We start from the raw sequence: 952 nt of genomic DNA on the forward strand, positions 1-952 counted from the left end.
CACCGGCAACCGCTTCACCCGCCGACCCAAGCCCACGAAATGAGCCTCGACCGCGGCGACCGGCCCCTCGTCACCAGAGACCACCACCGACCCAGGGCTGTTCACCGCCGCGACATCCACACCCGAACTCAGCAGCCCACGAACTTCCGCCTCGGACGCCTGGACCGCGGCCATCACACCACCGGACGGCAGGGCCTGCATCAACCTGGCCCGAGCCGCCACCAGACGGCACGCATCCGGCAACGACCACACACCGGCCACATGAGCCGCCGCCAACTCACCAACCGAATGCCCCAACAAAAGATCAGGGACCACACCCCACGACTCCAACAACCGGAACAACGCCACCTCAACCGCGAACAACGCCGGCTGCGCCCAACCAGTCAGATCCAACGACCCGCCCGAACCGTCAGCGATCACCTCACGCAACGGACGGTCCAGATGCGGGTCAAGCTCGACACACACGCCGTCGAACGCCTCCGCGAACGCCGGGAACGCCTCCACCAACCCCGAGCCCATACCCAACCGCTGCGCACCCTGACCAGCGAACAAGAACGCCGTCAAACCACCACCAGCGGTGCCCTGAACGGCACCAGACCTGCCGTCGACAAGCGCGGCCAACCCACGCATCAGATCGTCGCGGTCGGTGCCGACCACCACCGCACGGTGCTCGAACGTCGACCGCGTCGTGGCCAGCGACCAGCCCACCTCCACCGGATCCAGCTCGCCACGCCCAGCCACGAACTCCAGCAACCGCGACGCCTGCGCCCGCAACGCCGCCGCGCACTTGCCCGACACCACCCACGGCACGAGCCCGCCAGACAACGACGAGCCAGCCGGCTCCGCCGCCTCCGGGGCTTCTTCCACGATCACGTGGGCGTTCGTCCCGCTGAACCCGAACGACGACACCCCAGCCCGCCGCAACCGACCAGCAGACGCCGGCCACGACCGC

At 68.8% G+C, this 952-nt stretch carries 1 protein-coding gene; it reads right to left on the bottom strand.

Features of this window, described 5'->3' with window-relative positions:
- On the bottom strand, positions 1–924 hold a 924-nt coding region (locus tag ACFFIA_RS40960; protein WP_377262291.1), incomplete at its 3' end, for an acyltransferase domain-containing protein.
- Positions 925–952 lie beyond the last annotated feature (28 nt).

It is taken from the genome of Phytohabitans kaempferiae, assembly GCF_042433955.1.
Classification (GTDB): domain Bacteria; phylum Actinomycetota; class Actinomycetes; order Mycobacteriales; family Micromonosporaceae; genus Phytohabitans; species Phytohabitans kaempferiae.